This window comes from Pseudomonas putida, assembly GCF_028682475.1.
Classification (GTDB): Bacteria; Pseudomonadota; Gammaproteobacteria; order Pseudomonadales; family Pseudomonadaceae; genus Aquipseudomonas; species Aquipseudomonas putida_AG.
Window position 1 is genome coordinate 79,073 of record NZ_JANHLE010000016.1, and the last position, 13,414, is coordinate 92,486.

The following is a 13,414-nucleotide window of genomic DNA, read 5'->3' on the forward strand; positions in this document are numbered from 1 at the left end:
GCGTGCGCCTCAGCCTTGCAAGCTCAGTAGCGCTGCCTGCAACTCGGCCGGCAACGGCACTGGCCGCCCCGAGGCGCGCTCGACGAACACCTGGACCACCTTGCCCGCCGCGCAGGGTTGCGCCTCGCCGACCCGGAACAAAGCCAACTGATACTCCACCGAACTACCGGCCAGGCGTGCTACCCGCAGTCCGACTTCAAGGGTGTCGGGGAATGCCGGCAAGGCGAAAAAGTCCGCGGCCGAGCTGACCACAAAACCCAGTACCTCTCCCTCCTGCGGGTCCAGACCGCCCTGCTGCTGGAGGAATGCCTGGATAGTGGTGTCAAAGTAGCTGTACACCGTGGCACCGGCGATATGGCCGTTGAGGTCGCTGTCCTGCCAGCGCGTGAGGATGGGTTGCAGGTGGGGATAGTCGTGGCGTTGAGGGGTATCGGTCATGGCTGGCCTGTGCTGCTGATACGGATCGAAGAAGCTTCCCACAATCACATCAGAAGTCCTATAGTCGCAATCAACTATAGATCGCATAGCATGGGCTCACCGAATGAAACAGAGACATTCCCCTATGCCGACTCACCACGTTGACCACTCGAGCCTCAGCCAATTGGCGGGCAGCGGCGCTATCAATGCAACACATATCGTCGGGCAACCGGGCGGTTGGGCAGTGCAGGTTTCCATCAATGATCAGGAACACATCCTGACCGCACAACGCAGCGGCAACATTCGGTTGTTCAAGAAACTCGAGACACTGGTCAGTTATCTGCAAGGATTGGGTATCGAGTACTTCAAGGTCGACACCTCCGGCTACGACCCCAACATGCTCAAGACCTATCAGCGCCCTGATCGCGCGCAAGCACTGAAGCTCGCTCACGAGGCAGCGGCCTATGAAGCCTGGTTCAGGTCGCAGGTCGAAGCCAGTCTGCAGGACCCGACGCCGGTAGTTGAAGACGAAGAGGCTCGCCGCCTGTTTGCCGCTCGCAGGGCAGCGCTCAAAGCCCGTTCTCACTAATGCGCCTGGTGTGGCGAGTTCTGGCGTTAAAAGATCGGGAACGAATCATGGAGCATATTGCGAAGGGAATGGCGGGGAGCATTGGTGCTCCTTACTTTTAGGTTGCCATCAGTCACAGTGCCACACTCTCGGTGGGAGCGGGCTTGCCCCGCGAAGCAATGCAGCTGACCGCCTGCAATCGCGGGGCAAGCCCGCTCCCACAGACAACAAAAAGCCGCCCTTGGGGGCGGCTTTTTGTGTCACACCGGCATCAGCTTACAGCTGTGGGCCAGCGGCCTTGATGGCGTCGGACACTTCAAATTTCTTGAAGTTGTCGATGAACAGGTTGGCCAGGGCCTTGGCTGCTTCATCGTAGGCGGCTTGGTCAGCCCAGGTGTTGCGTGGGTTGAGCAGAACGGTATCGACGCCAGGAACGGCTTTTGGCACGTCCAGGTTGATGATGTCCAGGTGCTCGGTCTCGGCACCGACCAGTGCGCTGCTCTGGATCGCTGCGATCACCGCACGGGTGGTCGGGATGTTGAAGCGCTTGCCGACGCCGTAGCCACCACCGGTCCAGCCGGTGTTGACCAGGTAGACCTTGGAACCGAAACCACGGATACGCTTGATCAGCAGTTCAGCGTACTCGCCAGCCGGACGCGGGAAGAACGGTGCGCCGAAGCAGGTGGAGAAGGTCGACTTGATGCCGCTGCCCGAACCCATCTCGGTGGAACCGACCAGCGCGGTGTAGCCCGAGAGGAAGTGGTAGGCCGCTTGCTCTTCGCTGAGGATCGACACGGGCGGCAGTACGCCGGTCAGGTCGCAGGTCAGGAAGATCACAGCGTTAGGCTCGCCGCCGAGGTTCTTCTCGGAACGCTTGGCAACGTGCTCCAGCGGGTAGGCAGCGCGGCTGTTCTGGGTCAGGCTGACATCGGCGTAGTCGGCGTGCTTGGCGTCGTCGATCACGACGTTTTCCAGCACCGCACCGTGCTTGATGGCTTTCCAGATGACCGGCTCGTTCTTCTCCGACAGGTCGATGCACTTGGCATAGCAACCGCCTTCGATGTTGAACACCACGCCTTCGCCCCAACCGTGCTCGTCGTCACCGATCAGGTAACGGCTTTCGTCAGCCGACAGGGTGGTTTTGCCGGTGCCCGACAGACCGAAGAACAGGGTGACATCGCCTGCTTCGCCGATGTTGGCAGCGCAGTGCATTGGCAGCACGTCGGCAGCTGGCAGCAGGAAGTTCTGCACCGAGAACATGGCTTTCTTCATTTCACCGGCGTAACGCATGCCGGCGATCAGCACTTTCTTCTGGGCGAAGTTGATGATCACGCAACCGTCGGAGTTGGTGCCGTCACGCTCTGGCACGCACTCGAAGTTGGCAACGTTGAGCACTTGCCACTCATCACGGCCAGCAGGGTTGTACTGGGCCGGATTGATGAACAGGCAACGACCGAACAGGTTCTGCCAGGCAGTCTGGGTGGTCATCTTCACCGGCAGGTAGTGCTCGGCCGAGGCACCTACGTGAACGGAGGAAACGAAGTGCTCTTGAGCGTTGTTGAAGGCCTCAACGCGGTCCCACAGGGCATCGAACTTGTCGGCCGGGAACTTGCGGTTGATCGGGCCCCAGGCGATGGCATCCTGAGTGGACGGCTCTTCGACGATGAAACGGTCAACCGGCGAACGACCGGTACGATGACCGGTTTTCACGACCAGCGCGCCAGTATCGGCCAGCTCGCCTTCACCGCGGTTCAGCGCTTCTTTTACCAGCTCATCGACGCTCAGGTCGGTGTACACGGTGTTGTTGGCTTGCGTCATGAGATTCCCCATCCGGCCTGCGGCCGAGTGCTCCAAACGTTTTGTAGTAGAGCTTTGAAAACTACTACAGCGAAAAAAGTGGCCGGATTATGCCAGAAACGCCCAAAAAAAGTAGGGCCCTCCTGTCAGAACGGCGAGTTTCCGGCGTTAGACAGGAGATTTACCTGTAGTGAAACGTTTTAGTGCCGAGTATCTGACGGCGTGTCCACACCGCCACCGGCGAACAATTGCTCGATATCGGCTGCATCGAATAGGTAGCTCTGGTTACAGAACTGGCAATCGACTTCGATCTTGCCGCCATGCTCTTCGACCAGCGCCAGCGCATCAGGTTTGCCCAGGCTGACCAGGGCATTACCAGAGCGCTCACGCGAGCAACTGCAGCGGAAATGCAGGGGCTGGATATCGAACAGGCGTACCGCATCTTCGTGATACAGACGATGCAGTACGGTTTCGTTATCCAGGCCGAGCAGTTCCTCGGCTTTCAGCGTGTTGGCCAGCGCCTTCACGTGGTTCCAGCTTTCCTCACGTTCCTCGATATCCTTCTGGCGGTCGGCAGGCAGTTGCTGAACCAGCAGGCCGCGGGCTCGGATGCCATCGGCGGTGAGGGAAATGCAGGTGTTGATCTGCTGGGACATGACGAAATAGTTGGTAAAACATTCCGACAGATCCTTGCCGTCCAGCTCCACGGTACCCTGGTAGCGCTGACCGTTGACCGGAATGATGGTCAGGACCAGGTGCCCGCCAGGCATCAGGTCGGCGAGGGTTGCTTCATCCTTGATCTGCTCGGCCACATAGCGTGCCAGGCCGCGGATTTCGTGCTCGCTGGTGCATTCGATGGCCAGCAGGGGCACCGGCCCGCTCGACTGGGCCTGAAGGATCAGCAAGCCATCGAACTTCAGCGTCCCGACCAGCAGCGCGGCAGCCGCCATCAGCTCACCGAGCAGCTGTGCGACTGGCTGCGGGTACGGATGCTTGGCCAGCACTTCGGCATAGCTGCGCTCCAGCCCGACCATTTCACCGCGGACATCGCGGTCGTCGAAGAGGAAGCGTTGGGTGTAATCGGTATCCGGCAATTCAGACATGGGTTCGGGTTTTCGCGTAAATGAGTTAATGGCGCCTAGTTTATCAGTGCGCCCCGCGCCCGTTAACCGGCGCTGTCGTGAAGCTGGTGAAGCTGGCGCCGTTGTTTCTTGGTTGGCCGACCATCGGTCGTCACCCCCAGTGCGCCAGCCTTGCGCAAGGCGGCCGCTTTCTCGCGCCGCGCGATACTCTCGGCGGTTTCCTCATACAGCGCCTGGGCTTCGGGGGCGCCACGGCGCACCACAGACAGCGCCCGGACCACCACCGTGCGCTCATCGAAGCCGGTGCGCAAGACGAATTCATCGCCGATCCGCGGCTCTTTGCCCGGCTTGCAGCGTTCGCCGCGACAGTGCACCTTGCCGCTTTCGATGGCCGCCTTGGCCAGCGCCCGGGTCTTGTAGAAGCGCGCTGCCCATAGCCATTTGTCCAAGCGGACCTTATCGTCCTCTTCCGGCTTTTGTGCCATGACATTTCCCCGCTTAATTTCGTAAACGGAACTGTACTACCGTATCTGACGGATGCAAAAAAACCGCGGCGTGCTTACAGTTCACCGACCTGTCGCGCACACCGGTTCCGGCCTTGCGACTTTTTATGCTGGTTGAGCAATTTGAAGACATTTGACCATTTGACTGTGATTGGCCTGCGCGAGTGGGTAGCCTTGCCCGACCTCGGTGTGGCGGGCCTGCGCGCCAAGATCGACACCGGCGCCAGCACCTCGAGCCTGCACGCCACCGAGGTCGAGCCTTTCGAGCGCAACGGCGAACCCTGGGTGCGCTTCAATGCGCACCTGGGTTCGGTCGTGCAGCTGCGTCACCGGCGCTGCGAAGCACCGCTGGTGACAATGAAGACCATCAAGAGCTCCAATGGCCAGGCGCAAATTCGCTACGTGATCCGTACACCGCTGGCGCTGGGTGACCGGGTCTGGGAAGTGGAATTCACCCTGGCCTGCCGCAAGGCCATGCGTTATCGCCTGTTGCTCGGTTCCAAAGCCCTGATCCATGGCCAGTTGGTGGTCAATCCGGGCCTCAAGTACGTTCAGGACAAGCCGGCATTCCCGGCCACTATTTCTCCTTCCACAGGTGTTGCATGAAGATCGCCGTGCTGTCGCGAAACCCGCGTCTGTATTCCACTCGTCGTCTGGTTGAAGCCGGTACTGCACGAGGCCATGAGATGGTTGTGATCGATACCCTGCGCGCCTACATGAACATCGCCAGCCACAAGCCGCAGATCCACTACCGCGGCAAGCCCCTGGAAGGCTTTGATGCGGTGATCCCGCGCATCGGCGCCTCGGTGACTTTCTATGGCTGCGCGGTGCTGCGTCAGTTCGAAATGATGGGTGTGTTCCCGCTTAACGAGTCGGTGGCGATTGCCCGTTCGCGTGACAAGCTGCGTTCGCTGCAACTGCTGTCACGGCGTGGCATCGGCCTGCCAGTCACCGGCTTCGCCCACTCGCCCGACGATATCCCCGACCTGATCCAGATGGTCAATGGCGCACCACTGGTGATCAAGGTGCTCGAAGGCACTCAAGGTATCGGCGTGGTCCTGTGCGAAACCACCAAGGCTGCCGAGTCGGTGATCGAGGCGTTCATGGGCCTGAAGCAGAACATCATGGTCCAGGAATACATCAAGGAGGCCGGCGGTGCCGACATCCGTTGCTTCGTGGTCGGCGACAAGGTGATTGCCTCGATGAAGCGCCAGGCCAAACCCGGCGAGTTCCGCTCCAACCTGCATCGCGGCGGTAGCGCCAGCCTGATCAAGATCACCCCGGAAGAGCGCATGACCGCCATTCGTGCGGCCAAGGTCATGGGCCTGAGCGTAGCCGGGGTGGATATCCTGCGCTCCAATCACGGCCCGCTGGTGATGGAAGTGAACTCTTCGCCTGGGCTTGAGGGCATCGAAGTCACCACCGCCAAGGATGTTGCCGGGATGATCATCGAGCATCTGGAGAAGAATGGCGGGCCAAACCTGACCCGCACCAAGGGTAAGGGCTAGACCGCATCACGCGGCAGCAACAGCCCCAACGGCAGGCGCACCCGGGCTTCCAGGCCGCCGCCGGAGCGGTTGCGCAGCTCGACATTGCCGCCATGCTGGGCGGCGATACGCTTGACGATCGCCAGCCCCAGCCCCGTGCCCTTGCCGCTGCGGGCACGGTCACCACGAATGAACGGGTTGAAGATGCCTTCCAGCTCGTTCGGATCGATGCCCGCCCCGCGGTCCAGAACGCTGAGCACCACGTAAGGCGCACTGCTGTCACCCGATACGTAAGCTGCCACTTCAACCCCTTTGCCGGCGTGATACAGAGCGTTGCCAATCAGGTTGTTGAGCATGCGCTTGAGCGACACCCGGCGCAGCGGGAACGGCGGAATCGGCTCAAGGCACAGGCGCACCCGCTCTTCTGGCTGGTTGAACGGCGCGACCACTTCGCGCACCAGATCGCTCAGGTCAACCTCTTCCACCGGCTCGTCACGGCCGTCACGAATGAAGGCGAGGAACTGGTCGAGGATGGCGTCCATGTCTTCGATGTCACGCACCATGTCGTCCGTAAGGTCGCTCTCATTAGCCAACATCGACAACGACAGTCGCAACCGGGTCAGCGGCGTACGCAAATCGTGGGACACCCCGGCCAGCATCAGTTCCCGCTCCCGCCCAGCCTGCTCGACATCTTCGGCCATCTGGTTGAAGGCCCGGTATACCTCGGTCATCTCGCTGGGCGTATCGCTGACCGGCAAGCGCACACTGCGCCCCTGGCCCAGCTGCCGGGCGGCAAACACCAGACGCTTGAGCGGCTGGTTGAGCTGGCGGACAAAGATCCAGGCCGACGCCGTGGACAACAGACCAATAGCCAGGAACCAGCCGAGCACGCTCCAGATTTTCTGGCCGCGCAGCGGATGCGGATACAGCGGCACCTTCAACCAGCCATCACCCAGGCTCGGCGCCCTCACCCATAACGCCGGTGGCGCATGGATGCGCAGGCGTACCTCGGTATCAGCGCCAAGCTCGGCCTGCATCTGGCGCTGGTAGATTTCACTGTACGGCCAGTGCTGCTCGCCTTCCGGAACACCGGAGCCGACCACGCGGATCAGCCCTGCCGCTTCAGCGATCTTGTCGCGGTCGGACTCATCGGCGGCCCAATAGGCACGCAGGGTAAGGGCCACCCCGTGGCTGTACTGACGATCGACCAGCACGTCTTCGTTCATCAGCAGGTAAACCAGGGTCAGGGCCTTGGAAAACAGCACGACGATCAGCACCAGCCAGAGGGTGCGGGCGAAGAAGCTTTGCGGGAACCACAGGGGCGTTTTCATCGACAACGGCTACACACTTTGCAGGAACGAGCATGGCTCGCAGGCTTTGCGGATCTCGGCACACGCAAAAACAGGGCAACCCGAAGGTCCGCCCTGCTTGCAGTGACTGGCTCCTACATTCGAAACATCACTTGCTGGCATTGCCATCCGGAACAAACACGTAGCCAACGCCCCAGACGGTCTGGATATAACGCGGCTTCGACGGATCGGGTTCGATCATGCGGCGCAAGCGGGAAATCTGTACGTCGATGGAACGCTCCAGGGCATCCCACTCGCGGCCCCGGGCCAGGTTCATCAGCTTGTCGCGGGTCAGCGGCTCGCGCGCATGCATGACCAGTGCCTTGAGTACGGCAAACTCACCGGTGGTGAGCATGTGCACTTCTTCACCGCGCTTGAGCTCACGAGTTGCCAGCGACAACTCATAGTCGCCGAAGGTGACGGTCTCGTCTTCGCTGCCCGGGGCACCCGGCACTGCAGGGGCCTGGCGACGCAGAACGGCTTTGACCCGTGCCATCAGTTCATCGGGGTTGAAGGGTTTGGCCAGGTAGTCATCGGCACCCAGCTCCAGGCCCTTGATGCGGCTCAGCTCGTCGCCCTTGGCGGTGAGCATGATGATCGGGATCTGGTTGTTGGCGGCGCGCAGGCGCCGGCAGGCAGTCAGGCCATCCTCGCCAGGCAGCATCAGATCGAGGACCACCAGGTTGAAAACCTCACGGGCCAGCAGGCGGTCCATCTGTTCGGTGTTCGGTACTGCACGGGCGCGATAGCCCTTGCTGGTGAAGAAACGTTCCAGCAGGCTGCTCAAGCCTGGGTCGTCATCGACGATGAGAATTTTTTCGCCTTCAGCGGTTTGGGCAGTGCTGCTCATGAATAACTCCTCTAATCTCGGCACGCATTATGGCTTAGCCGCCATTGGCCGTGCCGTGTGCATTGTTAGCAGATTTTTCCCGGGGCGCCAGTTCTGCCTGGTCGCGAGCTGGCGCGCTGCTATCACCGCAAGCCCGGCGCGCTGGGTATAATGCGCCGCTTTCAGCCAGCGCCGCATTGCTCCGAGCGCCCCATGGCGCCCGCCCGCGGCCTTTGTTTTCACAATTTGTCAGGTGGTTTTATGGACAGCATCAACAGCCGCATCGCCGAGGAACTCGGTGTCCGCCCACAACAGGTCGAGGCGGCCGTGGCCCTGCTGGATGAAGGCTCGACGGTGCCTTTTATCGCCCGTTACCGTAAAGAAGTGACCGGCAGCCTGGATGACACCCAACTGCGGCATCTGGAAGAACGCCTGCGCTACCTGCGCGAACTGGACGACCGCCGCGCCAGCATCCTGGCCAGCATTGAAGAGCAAGGCAAGCTGACCCCGGAGCTGGCCCGCGAGATCAAGCTGGCCGACACCAAGACCCGTCTTGAAGACCTCTACCTGCCGTACAAGCAAAAGCGCCGCACCAAGGGCCAGATCGCCCTGGAAGCCGGCCTGGGCGAGCTGGCCGATGGTCTGTTGAACGACCCGCAGCTGAGCCCTGAAGCCGAAGCCGCGCGCTTTGTCGACGCCGAAAAAGGCGTTGCCGACGTCAAGGCCGCCCTCGAAGGCGCCAAGTACATCCTCATGGAGCGCTTCGCCGAAGACGCCAGCCTGCTCGACAAGCTGCGCAGCTTCCTCAAGCAGGAAGCCGTGCTCAGCGCCCGCCTGGTGGCCGGCAAGGAAGAGGAAGGGGCCAAGTTCCGCGACTATTTCGAACACGACGAGCTGCTCAGGAGCGTGCCGTCGCACCGCGCCCTGGCGATTTTCCGTGGCCGCAACGAAGGCGTCCTGGCCGCCTCGCTGAAAGTCGGCGAAGAGCTGCCGGGCACCCTGCACCCCTGCGAAATGATGATTGCCGAGCGTTTCGGCCTGCAGAACCACAATCGCCCGGCGGACAAGTGGCTCGGCGAAGTGGTGCGCTGGACCTGGAAGGTCAAGCTCTACAGCCACCTGGAAACCGACCTGTTCGGCGAGTTGCGCGACAATGCCGAAGGTGAGGCGATCAACGTCTTCGCCCACAACCTGCACGACCTGCTGCTGGCCGCTCCGGCTGGCCCGCGTGCCACCCTGGGCCTCGACCCGGGCCTGCGTACCGGCTGCAAGGTGGCGGTGGTCGATGCCACCGGCAAGCTGCTCGACACCGCCACGGTCTACCCGCACGTGCCGAAAAACCAGTGGGACCAGACCATCGCCGTACTCGCCGCCCTGTGCGCCAAGCACTCGGTGGAACTCATCGCCATCGGCAACGGTACCGCCAGCCGTGAAACCGACAAACTGGCTGCCGAGCTGATCAAAAAGTATCCAGCACTGAAAATGACCAAGATCATGGTCTCTGAAGCCGGTGCTTCGGTGTACTCGGCCTCGGAGCTGGCGGCCCGCGAATTCCCCGACCTCGACGTGTCGATCCGTGGCGCCGTGTCGATTGCCCGGCGCCTGCAGGACCCGCTGGCCGAACTGGTGAAGATCGATCCGAAGTCCATCGGTGTCGGCCAGTACCAGCATGACGTTTCCCAGCTCAAGCTGGCGCGCGGCCTGGACGCCGTGGTCGAGGACTGCGTGAACGCCGTCGGTGTCGACGTCAACACCGCCTCGGTGGCGCTGCTGGCGCGGATCTCCGGCCTCAACAGCACCCTGGCACAGAACATCGTCAGCCACCGCGACGCCAACGGCGCGTTCAAAACCCGTGCAGCGTTGAAGAAAGTCAGCCGTCTGGGCGAAAAAACCTTCGAACAGGCTGCCGGCTTCCTGCGCGTGATGAACGGCGACAACCCGCTGGACGCCTCGGCGGTGCACCCTGAGGCCTACCCGCTGGTACAACGCATTGCCGCCGAAACCGACCGCGACATCCGTTCGCTGATCGGCGACAGCGGTTTCCTCAAGCGTCTGGACGCGAAGAAATTCACCGACGAAACCTTCGGCCTGCCGACCGTCACCGACATCCTGCAGGAACTGGACAAACCCGGCCGCGACCCGCGTCCCGAGTTCAAGACCGCTGAATTCCAGGAAGGCGTCGAGGACCTCAAGGACCTGCAACTGGGGATGATCCTCGAAGGCGTGGTGACCAACGTGACCAACTTCGGTGCCTTCGTCGACATCGGCGTACACCAGGACGGTCTGGTGCACATTTCGGCGCTGTCGGAGAAGTTCATCAAGGACCCGCGTGAAGCGGTCAAGGCCGGCGACGTGGTCAAGGTCAAGGTCATGGAAGTCGACATCCCGCGTAAACGCGTCGGCCTGTCGATGCGCATGAGCGACACCCCGGGCGAGAAGATCGATGGCGCCCGTGGCAGCCGTCCGGGTTCGGCACCGCGCCAGCAGAGCGCTGCACCTCGCGCCAAGGAGACGCCGGCGCCGAGCAACAACGCCATGGCCGCGCTGTTTGCCAATGCCAAGCAACTGAAGAAGAAGTGATGGAGCTGCCACCGGACGTTGTCCTCAGCGCCTTCAGCCAGTTGCTTGGCTGCCGTCTGCAACGCCTGGAAGCGGGCGTTGCTGAAATGACCCTGGAACTGGAGCCGCATTTGCGCAACCGCGGCGGCAAGCTGCATGGCGGGGCGATCTTCAGCCTGGTCGATACCGCCATGGGCCTGGCTTGTTCCAGCGCCCATGGTTTCGATCAGCAAAGCGTGACCCTGGAATGCAAGATCAACTACCTGCGCGCCGTCAGCGAAGGTGAAGTGCAGTGTATCGCCCGGGTGCTGCATGCCGGGCGGCGCACCCTGGTGGTCGACGCCGATGTACTTCAGGGCGACAAGCTGGTGGCAAAAGCGCAGGGAACGTTCGTCGTCCTCTAGCCGCAAACGGCCAAATTGCGATACTTTCGGCAGAGCGCAGGCACTGCCGCAAGCCGGCCAACACCAGGCGACAACGCCAGTTCCTCTGTCCACCCTTGTAGACCGTCATATCCACCCCCATATTGGGGCGACTGACGCGTGAAGGAATCCATCTTGAGCGAACTTCTCAACCGCCGCCTGAGCCTGCTCGGCCAAGGCGACAACCTCTCCCTGCTCAAGCAGTGCCTGCACGGCATCGAGCGCGAATGCTTGCGTGTGACCGAGGACGGTCGCCTGGCACAGACCCCGCATCCCGAGGCTCTGGGCGCGGCGTTGACCCACGAGCAGATCACCACGGACTACTCGGAGTCGCTGCTGGAGTTCATCACCCCAGCCCTGGCCGACCCCGCGCAGACCCTCGAAAGCCTGGAGAACATCCACCGCTTCGCCTACTCCAAGCTGGGTAGCGAATACCTGTGGAGCCCGTCGATGCCCTGCCCGCTGCCGGCCGAGGAAGACATTCCGATTGCCTGGTATGGCGACTCCAACATCGGTCAGCTCAAGTATGTCTATCGCAAGGGCCTGGCCCTGCGTTACGGCCGCACCATGCAGTGCATTGCCGGGATTCACTACAATTTCTCGCTGCCAGAGAAACTCTGGCCGCTGCTGCGCAGTGCTGAAGGCAGCAATCTCGATGACCGCGCGTATCAGTCGGCGGCCTACATCGCCCTGATCCGTAACTTCCGCCGATACAGCTGGTTGCTGATGTACCTGTTCGGCGCCTCGCCGGCGCTGGATGCCGGTTTCCTGCGCGGCCGCCCGCATCAGCTCGAACAGTTCGACGCCGATACGCTGTACCTGCCGTACGCCACCAGCCTGCGCATGAGCGACCTGGGTTACCAGAGCAACGCCCAGGCCGGCCTGACACCTTGCTACAACGATCTGAACAGCTATACCGACAGCCTGCGCAAGGCCGTCGCCACGCCGTATGCGCCCTATGTGGAAATCGGCACGCACAAGGATGGCGAATGGGTACAGCTCAATACCAATATCCTGCAGATCGAAAACGAGTACTACTCCAACATCCGTCCCAAGCGCGTGACCTACAGCGGCGAGCGGCCGATCCAGGCGCTGATGGCCCGCGGTATCCAGTACGTTGAAGTGCGCTGCCTGGACATCAACCCGTTCCTGCCGACCGGCATCGATTTGCCAGAGTCGCGCTTCCTTGATGCCTTCCTGCTGTTCTGCGCGCTGGAAGACAGCCCGCTGCTGGGTTACCTGGAATGCGGCAACTGCACGGGCAACTTCCTCAGTGTGGTCAAGGAAGGCCGCCGTCCGGGCCTGATGCTGCAACGCCACGGCAAGCCGGTGGAACTCAAGGAGTGGGCCAATGAGCTGCTGGAGCGAATTGCACCGTTAGCCGCGCTGCTCGACCGCAGCCTGGACAGCGATGAACACGCCAAGTCTCTTGAACTGCAGAAGGCCAAGGTCAGCGACCCGTCCCTGACGCCGTCGGCTCAGGTGTTGGCGAGCATGACTCAACACAAGGAAAGCTTCAGCCGCTTTGCCTTGCGCCAGAGCCAGGCGCATGCCGAGTTCTTCCGCGCAGAAAACCTGCCGGCAGACGAGCAGCAGCGCTTCGAAACGGCGGCGCGCGAATCCCTGGAGGCCCAGGCCAGGCTTGAGCGTGAAGAGGACAGGGGCGACTTCGACCTGTTCGTCAGCGCTTATCAGGCCAGCATTCTGGCGATCAGCAACTGACATGAGCCGGACTGTCTCCACACGCAAACCCCGCGCCGCCAGCCAGGCGCGGATCGACTCGATCCTTGAGGCGGCACGCACCCTGCTGGCTAGCGAAGGCGTGGCCAGCCTGTCGATCTACAGTGTCGCCGAGCGGGCGCAAATCCCGCCGTCCTCGGTGTATCACTTTTTCGCCAGTGTCCCGGCCTTGCTCGAGGCCCTGACCGCCGATGTCCATGGCGCGTTCCGGGCCTGCCTGGCCGAGCCGATTGAAGCCAGCACGCTGAACACCTGGCACGACCTCTCGCGCCTGGTCGAGCAGCGCATGCTGAGCATCTACAACCAGGATGCCGCAGCCCGTCAGTTGATCCTCGCCCAGCACGGTCTGAGCGAGGTGACCCAGGCCGACCGCCAGCACGACATCGAACTGGGCGACTTGATGCACAAGCTGTTCGCCCAGCACTTCCAGCTGCCGGTGCTACCGGACGATGTCGATGTCTTTGCCCTGGCCATGGAGCTGGGGGATCGGGTCTATGCCCGTTCGGTGCAGTTGCATGGCCAGATTACCCCGCGCATGGCTGAAGAAGGCATGCGCGTGTTCGATGCGTATCTGGGGCTGTACCTGCCACCCTATCTAGCAAAGCGAAACGCTTGCTGACCTAGCAACATGTACCGCAGGTGATCATGAATTGACCGCTGA

13 protein-coding genes are annotated in these 13,414 nt (G+C 61.9%); 7 read left to right on the top strand and 6 right to left on the bottom strand.

Annotation, left to right across the window (positions count from 1 at the left end):
- Positions 1 to 9 precede the first annotated feature (9 nt).
- The gene (locus NPS47_RS15105; RefSeq protein WP_274295672.1) at positions 10 to 438 is read right to left on the bottom strand and encodes an acyl-CoA thioesterase; all 429 of its coding nucleotides are present in this window, start codon (positions 436 to 438) and stop codon (positions 10 to 12) included.
- Positions 439 to 562: 124 nt separating this feature from the next.
- Here NPS47_RS15105 and NPS47_RS15110 point away from each other — a divergent pair, with 124 nt between their 5' ends.
- Positions 563 to 1,006 carry a hypothetical protein gene (locus NPS47_RS15110; RefSeq protein ID WP_274295673.1) on the top strand — a complete coding sequence of 148 codons (444 nt, stop codon included), beginning with the start codon at positions 563 to 565 and terminating at the stop codon, positions 1,004 to 1,006.
- Between the two features lie 255 nt (positions 1,007 to 1,261).
- On the opposite strand, the gene NPS47_RS15115 is transcribed toward NPS47_RS15110, so the two are convergent.
- From NPS47_RS15115 to NPS47_RS15125, 3 genes are all read right to left on the bottom strand, one after another.
- Positions 1,262 to 2,803, bottom strand: a complete 1,542-nt coding sequence (locus NPS47_RS15115) for a phosphoenolpyruvate carboxykinase (protein WP_274295674.1) — start codon at positions 2,801 to 2,803, stop codon at positions 1,262 to 1,264.
- Between the two features lie 179 nt (positions 2,804 to 2,982).
- Positions 2,983 to 3,885: an Hsp33 family molecular chaperone HslO gene (hslO, locus tag NPS47_RS15120; RefSeq protein ID WP_274295675.1), complete on the bottom strand. Its 903-nt coding sequence runs from the start codon at positions 3,883 to 3,885 to the stop codon at positions 2,983 to 2,985.
- Positions 3,886 to 3,947: 62 nt separating this feature from the next.
- Positions 3,948 to 4,349 (bottom strand): RNA-binding S4 domain-containing protein, encoded by a 402-nt coding sequence (locus tag NPS47_RS15125; protein ID WP_274295676.1) that lies wholly within the window; start codon positions 4,347 to 4,349, stop codon positions 3,948 to 3,950.
- 141 nt (positions 4,350 to 4,490) lie between these two features.
- On the opposite strand from NPS47_RS15125, the gene NPS47_RS15130 reads away from it, so the two are divergent.
- Entirely contained in the window at positions 4,491 to 4,973 is a 483-nt protein-coding gene (locus tag NPS47_RS15130) for an ATP-dependent zinc protease family protein (RefSeq protein ID WP_107025861.1), read from the top strand.
- Complete coding sequence (gene rimK / locus NPS47_RS15135; protein WP_038605625.1) at positions 4,970 to 5,875, top strand: 30S ribosomal protein S6--L-glutamate ligase; 906 nt, start codon at positions 4,970 to 4,972, stop codon at positions 5,873 to 5,875. The genes NPS47_RS15130 and rimK overlap by 4 nt, the downstream gene beginning before the upstream one ends.
- Here rimK and NPS47_RS15140 read toward each other — a convergent pair.
- Both NPS47_RS15140 and ompR read right to left on the bottom strand, forming a co-directional pair.
- On the bottom strand, positions 5,872 to 7,185 hold the full coding sequence (locus NPS47_RS15140) for an ATP-binding protein (protein WP_274295677.1): 1,314 nt from the start codon (positions 7,183 to 7,185) through the stop codon (positions 5,872 to 5,874). The two genes, rimK and NPS47_RS15140, sit on opposite strands and share 4 nt — an antisense overlap.
- 127 nt (positions 7,186 to 7,312) lie before the next feature.
- Positions 7,313 to 8,053 (bottom strand): two-component system response regulator OmpR, encoded by a 741-nt coding sequence (gene ompR / locus NPS47_RS15145; RefSeq protein ID WP_045180947.1) that lies wholly within the window; start codon positions 8,051 to 8,053, stop codon positions 7,313 to 7,315.
- Between the two features lie 240 nt (positions 8,054 to 8,293).
- Here ompR and NPS47_RS15150 point away from each other — a divergent pair, with 240 nt between their 5' ends.
- From NPS47_RS15150 to NPS47_RS15165, 4 genes are all read left to right on the top strand, one after another.
- Positions 8,294 to 10,612 carry a Tex family protein gene (locus tag NPS47_RS15150; protein WP_274295678.1) on the top strand — a complete coding sequence of 773 codons (2,319 nt, stop codon included), beginning with the start codon at positions 8,294 to 8,296 and terminating at the stop codon, positions 10,610 to 10,612.
- Positions 10,612 to 10,995 (top strand): PaaI family thioesterase, encoded by a 384-nt coding sequence (locus tag NPS47_RS15155; protein WP_274295679.1) that lies wholly within the window; start codon positions 10,612 to 10,614, stop codon positions 10,993 to 10,995. The genes NPS47_RS15150 and NPS47_RS15155 overlap by 1 nt, the downstream gene beginning before the upstream one ends.
- Positions 10,996 to 11,148: 153 nt before the next feature.
- Positions 11,149 to 12,735: a glutamate--cysteine ligase gene (gene gshA, locus NPS47_RS15160; RefSeq protein ID WP_274295680.1), complete on the top strand. Its 1,587-nt coding sequence runs from the start codon at positions 11,149 to 11,151 to the stop codon at positions 12,733 to 12,735.
- Position 12,736: 1 nt separating this feature from the next.
- The gene (locus NPS47_RS15165; RefSeq protein WP_274295681.1) at positions 12,737 to 13,372 is read left to right on the top strand and encodes a TetR/AcrR family transcriptional regulator; all 636 of its coding nucleotides are present in this window, start codon (positions 12,737 to 12,739) and stop codon (positions 13,370 to 13,372) included.
- Positions 13,373 to 13,414 lie beyond the last annotated feature (42 nt).

Excerpts from the sequence above, each read along its gene's own strand:
- NPS47_RS15105 (WP_274295672.1), bottom strand. The coding sequence starts at position 438 with ATGACCGATACCCCTCAACGCCACGACTATCCCCACCTGCAACCCATC.
- NPS47_RS15110 (WP_274295673.1), top strand. The coding sequence starts at position 563 with ATGCCGACTCACCACGTTGACCACTCGAGCCTCAGCCAATTGGCGGGC.
- NPS47_RS15115 (WP_274295674.1), bottom strand. The coding sequence starts at position 2,803 with ATGACGCAAGCCAACAACACCGTGTACACCGACCTGAGCGTCGATGAG.
- hslO (WP_274295675.1), bottom strand. The coding sequence starts at position 3,885 with ATGTCTGAATTGCCGGATACCGATTACACCCAACGCTTCCTCTTCGAC.
- NPS47_RS15125 (WP_274295676.1), bottom strand. The coding sequence starts at position 4,349 with ATGGCACAAAAGCCGGAAGAGGACGATAAGGTCCGCTTGGACAAATGG.
- rimK (WP_038605625.1), top strand. The coding sequence starts at position 4,970 with ATGAAGATCGCCGTGCTGTCGCGAAACCCGCGTCTGTATTCCACTCGT.
- NPS47_RS15140 (WP_274295677.1), bottom strand. The coding sequence starts at position 7,185 with ATGAAAACGCCCCTGTGGTTCCCGCAAAGCTTCTTCGCCCGCACCCTC.
- ompR (WP_045180947.1), bottom strand. The coding sequence starts at position 8,053 with ATGAGCAGCACTGCCCAAACCGCTGAAGGCGAAAAAATTCTCATCGTC.
- NPS47_RS15150 (WP_274295678.1), top strand. The coding sequence starts at position 8,294 with ATGGACAGCATCAACAGCCGCATCGCCGAGGAACTCGGTGTCCGCCCA.
- NPS47_RS15155 (WP_274295679.1), top strand. The coding sequence starts at position 10,612 with ATGGAGCTGCCACCGGACGTTGTCCTCAGCGCCTTCAGCCAGTTGCTT.
- NPS47_RS15165 (WP_274295681.1), top strand. The coding sequence starts at position 12,737 with ATGAGCCGGACTGTCTCCACACGCAAACCCCGCGCCGCCAGCCAGGCG.